A 7,537-nucleotide genomic window follows, 5' to 3' on the forward strand; every position below is an offset into this window, starting at 1 on the left:
ACGTAGCTTATCCGTTGAGTCTGCGCCATCTTGAACAGATGCAGTGTCCTCGCGGACCGCATCGGTCGGACGCTGATCAATTCTACGACCTCGCAATATAAGACCTACAGCACGCAGCCGAGGCGCCCCCTGTCGACGTGGGGCTGCGCCAGATCCTCAGGAGCGTAGGCGAGCCTATGCGTTTCATCGCGAGAAGTCTCAGCAGGCACTGACGGTAGCTATTAGCGCTAGCGACTGCGTTGGAGCGGCTCGCGTGCGGTGTCCGCAACGTCGCTGCGCGTTCCGAACAACATGTCGCAGATGGGAAACGTGAGATTGAAGTTTTGCGTCGCCATCAGCTCCGGATCGTGATGCGTCACGTGAAGCCGGCGCACGGTGTTGACGAACGGCATACGGTCGAGCAAGGGGCTATCGGTGACATGCGAAAGCGTGTGCAGGCCCTCGTACATTAGATAATACGAAGCCATGGTAAGCAGCGCGATGTAGCCAGCATTGCGAGAGAACACATAGCCGATTAGAAGCGCAAACGGCACGGCGGCAAGCACGAACGCCACTGGTGCGAACGGCGGAAAGAGCAGCGCGCGCCAGTGCCTCTGCCCCTTGTACTCGAGCGTGACGTGCGTGAAGAACCGATGATGAACGGCACAGTGCCGCTTGTAGATCATGCTGAAATATTTGGTGGGCCGATGCAGTACGTAACGATGTGCAGCCCACTCGGCCCAGTTGCCGAACAGGAAAAGCGGAACGACGGCGAGCCATTCGGAAAACGTCGGCGCATGCAATTGCGCGATACAGTACGCAATCACGCCGCCCGTGAACAACAGCGTGAAGCCCAGGTGCATCTCACCCCTGTACCACGCCGGTGTAGCCGCGACATATTCGTCGCGAAACCGGTATGAGCGCGTGCGAACGTCTTCGTCGTATTTCATCCATGTCTCCTTCCAGGTGTGGCTGCTGATCCGACCTCGGGCGCAGCCTGGTGTGTGAACACAAACATAGCGAGATCGACCTATAACATCTAATACTGTTTTTTGATGCCTTGGATCATCGACGCTGATATCCGTGTTATCCCGGCTGACAGCATTTAGTTGGCACGATGGAATGCCGACAGCAATGAATGTATGACGCCGGGCTACGGGTGCCACGGGCGCAGCGGCCGCCGGCGTGCACGCTCGTGGTGTTCATCAACCGCCGAGCCCCGCCAGGTTCATCTCCCATTAGCAAATGCTGTGAACATCGCTAGCAGAATTAACGGAGACCAACATCAGGCGCCCGTTTAAGCGCTATCCAGGGAGGGGTTTCGTGATTTGAGTGGGATTCCTAATCAATCGAGTGTTTTTGGCGTCAACAACCGAAGTATCGTGCTGCGCCTTCCTAGTCGGTCCGCGCGGAGCGTTCGTGTTCCGGTGGAAAAGCCACGCTAGCAGAATTAACGGACGCCATTAGCGCTCCAACGGGCACCATTAGCGGAAATTACGAACTTCAACAACTGGCGCCGGAGCAGGGTAGGGGTGCGGGTTGCCACGGATGGTCAGGCATAACGCCGCGCAGCGCCGCAGCGCGACGAGAGGAATCGAATGCGCGACGGGCGATGTCGCGTAAGACGCTTGTCGACTCTCATCGGCCATCCGGCCTGATGCGAGCGCTACGGCACGTTGGTTGCAAACTGGAACGGCCATTCGCGCACCCGCCTCGACCGGTTGAAACCCGCCTCGGACCATTTCTTAATTCGGCTATTCGCGCGTTCACCATTGAAAGCCCAATTTTGCAATTATCGTTACCAGGTTCAAAATCAAGTCGCCTCACGAGGAACAGGCGACTCCCCATGACAGACGATCCCAATCTCGATCCTGATTCCGATCCTGACAAGCTGAAAGGCCCCGGCGGCATGACGTTGCGGCAGATCCACGAGCAGGTGCAGAAGAGCGTTGAGCGCGACCGCGAAGCGCAGGCTGCGCACCGCTCATCCGCTCCGCCGCAGGGCCGGTGGCAGCGGTGGGTGCGCTATGTATGGGGCCGCAGCGGACGTCGCTAGCCACGGTTTAATAAGGATGCGCCGATCGCCGGCAGGCGCTGCCGTTCAACAGTCTGGACTTCGGATCGAAAGATGCACTCGCAACACAACCGACGCAGGAATGTCAACGATCCTGGGCGTCGGCGACGGTCTCTTCCTGGCCGGGCTGTTCATGCGCCGTTCGGCCTCCATGCGTCACACCGCGGTAGGTACGACTATCAACTCACGAATTGGACGCCCTGCGCGTTATCAACGACTTCCATCCATTGCTGGCCAAACGGTTGTGCCAGAATGCCCCGCTTGAATTCCGCCATCAAGCTTGAACCATCTTTGGGCGCCTGCGCATTGGATTAGACTGACGCGCGATTGGAAAGACCGAAAACATGTATTGAGGTTACTGTTTTGTTGCGCGGTTTGGCATAAAATTGACGGGATCGGGTGATATTACCGAGGGCCCTTTAAGGAAAATTGCAGATCGCGTTGAAGTCGCTGGACGTCGTTCAAAGATATGAGGAAGGTATGGCCGCGCGTGCTTCCGTGCCCCCGTATGACCTGTACATAACCCCTGAACTCCAACGGCGGGTGCCCAACGTCGTAGATCACCTCGGCGAAAAGCTTGCGCTGCAGGACATTGGTGCGCAGATGCTGGACCATCCCGAACAGCTCCTGCCAAAGCTCGTCGAGCGCGCCATGTTAATGACGGGTGCAACGTCCGCCGGAATCAGCGCGTTCGAGCCGCAGGAAGGCACAGCCGGCATCTTTCGCTGGCGTCATCTGCGAGGCAAGCTCGCGCCATTCGAAGGGGGGACCACTCCACGCAATTACAGTCCCTGCGGTGTTTGCCTTGATCGATTTGAGCCCACCCTGACGCGGCACCCGGAGCGCCATTATTCGTGGATTGCAGAGGCAGGCGTGAGCTGTCCGGAGGTGCTTCTTGTCCCACTGTATGTGGCCCACGGACAACCGCTCGGGACGCTGTGGATCGTTTCCGAGGAAGAAGGACACTTTGATAGCGGGCACGCGCGGATCATGCGGGAGCTGGCGTCGTTCGTTGCCATCGCGCTTGCCATGCAGCAAAACCAGGAGCGGTTACGCGAAGCCTTAAATCAGCAGGAGATGTTGACGCGCGAAATGGACCATCGGGTCAACAACGTGTTCGCTGTCGTTGACTCGATGATTCAAGTGGGCGCGCGACTGGCCACGTCAACCGCAGATTTCGCGAAAACCCTGTCAGGTCGACTGCGTGCCCTGGCCGCCTCACATGCACTCGCCCGCCAGAGTCCCCGCGCGAGCCCGACTGCGTCGGTGTCATCCTCAGCCACGCTGCGGGGGCTGACAGATGCAATCTTCGAACCCTATAGGTCCGCAGAACACGATCGTTTCATTGTGGTAGGCGAAGATCTGAGCCTTGGCGAGCAAGCGATGACAGGTCTTGCGTTAGTGCTTCATGAGCTGGCGACGAACGCCGCCAAGTACGGCGCGCTTTCAGCAGATGGGGGGCGCGTCCTGTTGAGCTGGGAGCGACGCGATGAGGTGCTCGACTTCCTTTGGCAAGAAGACGGCGGCCCGACCATAGATGCACCTGCCGAAAAAGAGGGGTTCGGAGCAATGTTGCTGCGCAATAGCGTCACGCGCCGTTTCAGAGGCAGCCTGGAGTTGCGTTGGCATAAGCAAGGTCTAAAGGTCAGGTTTGCATTGCCGCTGGCCAGTTTGGCCGCCTGAACGGCCGCGGCAAGCAGATTGGTCGCCGCCCCAATCTTTAAACGGTAACTCCTCGCTAGCAGCCGTTCTGCCATTTGACTTCGAAGGTCCGTTCCTGGCCGATTGGGTGAGGTCATCAACGTCCGCTTTGCGGTGCTCCAGTCCGGGAAACCGGCCAGGCTTCTGATCACCACTCCAAAGCGGCGCGTGTTGTTGTTCCGTTTCGTGCACAAGTCAGGGGCGCTTGCTGGAAAGGCCTACTGGGCAACGCCGGGCGGTGGGGTTGAGTATGGCGAGTCGTTTGCGGACGCGGCGATACGGGAGCTCCGTGAAGAAACAGGTATTTGCAAGGCGCAGGTATCCCAGCCGGTCGGACGGCGCGAGGTGCCCTTGCAGTTACCGGACGGCGAGCGCGTGCTCGCCGTCGAACAGTATTTCGTCGTCGACACCGACACCGAATCCATTTCACGAGACCGTTGGACTGCGGAAGAGATGGAAGTGATGGCGGATCACAAGTGGTGGAGCCACGAGGAACTGTCCAGCACCACCGAGACTATCTATCCGGAAGGACTAGTCGAAATGCTGGATAGCGCCGACGTTTTCGGCGCTGAACGGCCGCTTTGAAGCAAATCGAATGACCGGAGTGGGCGCGTGCCGTCAATCGCGGTGACGCGACGTTCCCGAGGAACATGCGCATTGCATGAGGCGGCACGCGGCCAGGAACGGACCTTCGACAACCGGGTGTGAATCGTTGACGATCTGAATGTCGGCTATCTGGATGCTGGCGGGCTACTCATATCTGTCGGGTTCTTACTAAAGTAATTCGAAAGTATTGACGATAAGCAGATGATGGCGCCGTCCACAGCTGCGCGCCACGCTTCCTCGCGAACGACAAGAACGCATTGAGTCATGACCACGCTATCGTCCTTGAACCTTGCCACGACTCTGGCCCCCACGCGCCTCACCGATTCCGTGAATCCCGCGATGACGGTTGACGGCGATGCGAAACGCATGGTGGCGCTCTCGCCGTCGGCCATCGTCACGATCCCTTCCGCGAGCAGCTTCACGGTGCTCGAAACCTATACGCCGGAAGGCACGCTGAGCGCCGCCATGCCGACGGTGAGCTGGGCCAGCGACAACCGCGACGCGGTAACGCTCAGGATGGCGGGGGACTACGCCGCACAGACAATGGCGGGACGCTTCGCGGGGCTCGGCGGCGCGCTGCTTGATCGCTTCAAGACCGCGGGCAGTGATTATTCGCAATCGGTCAGCGTTCGTTCCGCAGGTGTGGGCGGCGTTGGACCGTCTTCTCAACGATCCGCCGGCCAGGTCGGCTTGACTGTGCGAACGGCGAGCGGCGTGACCGTCGAAATCGCGCTGGACAGCGGGGACGGCGGCCTTTCGGTCAGCGTCAAGAGCAGCGGCGCGCTCAGCGAGAGCGAACGCAATGCGCTGGCAAAGCTTTCGGAGGGTTTCCAGCAGGCCATCGATGGTCTGGGCGCCGTGCCACCGAAACTCGATCTGAGCGGCCTGACGCAGTCCGATACCTCGGTGCTGGCTTCCACCACCTTTCAATACAGCATTAAGCGCGCCGGCAACGCGGACATCTCAGCAAGCTATTCGCAGGACAGCGCGGCGCGAAGCCTGAGCGTCACGAATGCGGCGGGCACCATGAGCGTGAAGGTCGATACGAGCCATTCGGCACTTTGGGGAACGAGCTCACAACGCGCTGCTTCTGTGGCGAGCTATCTTCAGCAGTTCGACCACGCCAATTCACGTGGGCACGGCAACGCAACGCTGATGTCGATGTTCAAGGACGGATTCGCGCAGATGAACGAGGACTATGGGACGCCTTCGGCCGAGGCGCTGCCGGGAACGGGCTACGCCCCGGGGCTGCAGCAGTCGGCTCAGGCGATGTTGACGGGACTCGCTGACTTCAGCGCATCGATTACGGACGCGTCGGCGTCGCCTAATCCGATGCGTCCGGGCGAAGTCGACGTATTCTCGTATCAGGTCTCGCAAACGACACAGCTCGAAGGCTCGCCCTTCGAAGGCAAGATTTCGCAAAGCCAGCAATCGCATCTGGTCGCCAGCTACCATCAGGCGCTTACGGGCGGCGCCAAACCGGTCCTTACCTCGTCAAGATCCTCGCAGAACTACGATTATGTGCGGATAGACGACTCCGGCGAAAGCGCCGTCCAGCTGGCTACGGAACGTGGCGCGCTGGTACACGCCTCGCTGCGTCAGACTTCGGACCAGACCACACGTCATTCGAAATACGAACGAGGCGTGCTGACTTCTGACCTCACCGCACCGGAAGAGACATCCCATTCAACGGAGCTGCTCTCGCTGCTCGAACCGCTCATTGACAAGGGCGACGCCGCGCGCAATAGCGCCGAATGGCAACAGGCGCCGGTCGCATTTTCAAGCGGGCACTCAGCGAGCGCGCGCAACCGTCTGCCCTGAGTCAGAGCGCCAGCATGTACATAAACAAAGAAGCTCCCGCGCAAGTTGGCGCCCGGCGCGCGAGCGAGCCGCTTTAGTTCGACGCGTTCAGCAGGATCATTCGATGAACGCGGGAAAGCTCTGTGGAACGGGTCCGGCCGACCGGCGTCGGGCAGTGGTCGGCCGATTCTGTTGAAAAAGTCGGCGGCGATGCGGAATGTTAGGTATCCTGGAAGGCATCAAACGACGGGAGTGAATCGTCATGATGGGTCGACTGGATAGCGGACAGGACAAGCTTTTCTACTCGTTCAACCTCGACCACCACGACCCGCAATCACACCTGCTGAGAGGCATCGATCGCTTTCTTGATCTGCGAGAACTGCGCCAGCACCTCGCACCGTTCTACAGCCCAATGGGTCGTCCATCGATTGACCCGGAACTCATGATTCGCATGTTGATCGTGGGTTACTGCTTCGGCGTCCGGTCCGAACGACGTCTATGCGAAGAGGTGCATCTGAACCTTGCATACCGGTGGTTTTGCCGCCTGGGTCTGGAGGACGCCGTACCGGAACACTCGACGTTCTCAAAGAACCGTCACGGGCGCTTTCGCGATAGCGATCTGTTACGTCACGTGTTCGAATCTGTGCTGAGTCGCTGCATGACCGAAGGGCTCGTCAAAGGCGAGGGATTCGCGATTGATGCAAGCATCATCAAGGCTGACGCGAGTCCTGCGAATGGCGTGTTGGGAACAGAGCCTATCGACTGGGGACGTGCCGACGGCCAGAGTCGCGCTGTGCGGGAATACCTTGAGGCATTGCAGCAAACCAATCCGGTGGAAGCAGATGCGTCTGAGCCAGCAACGTCTTTGACGCCTCCAAAGAAGATATCCCTGACCGATCCTGCCGCACGATGGACGGCCGCTCCAGGCGGCCCTGCGTTCTTTGCCTACTCGACGAATTATCTGATTGACCTGCAGGCAGGGATCATTATGGACGTTGAGGCGACGCCGGCGAATCGGTCACAGGAAGTCGAATCAACCAGAACAATGATTGACCGTGTAGAACGTCAATGGGACCTGACGCCCCGCAAGCTGGTAGGTGACACCGCCTACGGCACAGCAGCGCTGCTTGGCTGGATGGTTGAAGAGAAACACATTGAGCCGCACGTCTCGGTCTGGGATAAAACAACGCGCAAGGACAATACGTTCTCCCGTAGCGAATTCATCTGGAATGAACAGGCCAACGAGTATCGATGCCCTGCAGGGAACGCGCTACGCAGCGACTGGCGTCCACTGAAAAATCCACGCACGCACATCACGAAAGCCGACACCATCGTGTATCGATCGAGTGAAAAGAACTGCAACCATTGTTCGATGAA

At 59.2% G+C, this 7,537-nt stretch carries 6 protein-coding genes; 5 read left to right on the forward strand and 1 reads right to left on the reverse strand.

Translation table 11 applies throughout. The features are described 5' to 3' along the window. Positions 1 to 227: 227 nt before the first annotated feature. Positions 228 to 929 (reverse strand): sterol desaturase family protein, encoded by a 702-nt coding sequence (locus ACTJLB_RS25135; protein WP_020066019.1) that lies wholly within the window; start codon positions 927 to 929, stop codon positions 228 to 230. A gap of 896 nt (positions 930 to 1,825) precedes the next feature. Between ACTJLB_RS25135 and ACTJLB_RS25140 the strand changes: the two genes are divergently transcribed. The 5 genes from ACTJLB_RS25140 to ACTJLB_RS25160 form a co-directional block, all read left to right on the forward strand. Then, complete coding sequence (locus ACTJLB_RS25140; protein ID WP_020066020.1) at positions 1,826 to 2,035, forward strand: hypothetical protein; 210 nt, start codon at positions 1,826 to 1,828, stop codon at positions 2,033 to 2,035. 459 nt (positions 2,036 to 2,494) lie between these two features. Then, positions 2,495 to 3,736, forward strand: coding sequence for a sensor histidine kinase (locus tag ACTJLB_RS25145; RefSeq protein WP_440784825.1), 1,242 nt, complete (start codon positions 2,495 to 2,497; stop codon positions 3,734 to 3,736). A gap of 102 nt (positions 3,737 to 3,838) precedes the next feature. Next, complete coding sequence (locus ACTJLB_RS25150) at positions 3,839 to 4,339, forward strand: NUDIX hydrolase (RefSeq protein ID WP_440784826.1); 501 nt, start codon at positions 3,839 to 3,841, stop codon at positions 4,337 to 4,339. A gap of 285 nt (positions 4,340 to 4,624) precedes the next feature. After that, on the forward strand, positions 4,625 to 6,181 hold the full coding sequence (locus ACTJLB_RS25155; protein ID WP_440784827.1) for a hypothetical protein: 1,557 nt from the start codon (positions 4,625 to 4,627) through the stop codon (positions 6,179 to 6,181). A gap of 241 nt (positions 6,182 to 6,422) precedes the next feature. Continuing rightward, on the forward strand, positions 6,423 to 7,537 hold a 1,115-nt coding region (locus tag ACTJLB_RS25160; RefSeq protein WP_440784828.1), incomplete at its 3' end, for a transposase.

This window comes from Paraburkholderia sp. 22098, assembly GCF_052045935.1.
Lineage (GTDB): Bacteria > Pseudomonadota > Gammaproteobacteria > Burkholderiales > Burkholderiaceae > Paraburkholderia > Paraburkholderia caledonica.

Bases quoted from the DNA above. Each gene is read 5' to 3' on its own strand.
- ACTJLB_RS25135 (WP_020066019.1), bottom strand. From the start codon at position 929: ATGAAATACGACGAAGACGTTCGCACGCGCTCATACCGGTTTCGCGAC.
- ACTJLB_RS25140 (WP_020066020.1), top strand. From the start codon at position 1,826: ATGACAGACGATCCCAATCTCGATCCTGATTCCGATCCTGACAAGCTG.
- ACTJLB_RS25155 (WP_440784827.1), top strand. From the start codon at position 4,625: ATGACCACGCTATCGTCCTTGAACCTTGCCACGACTCTGGCCCCCACG.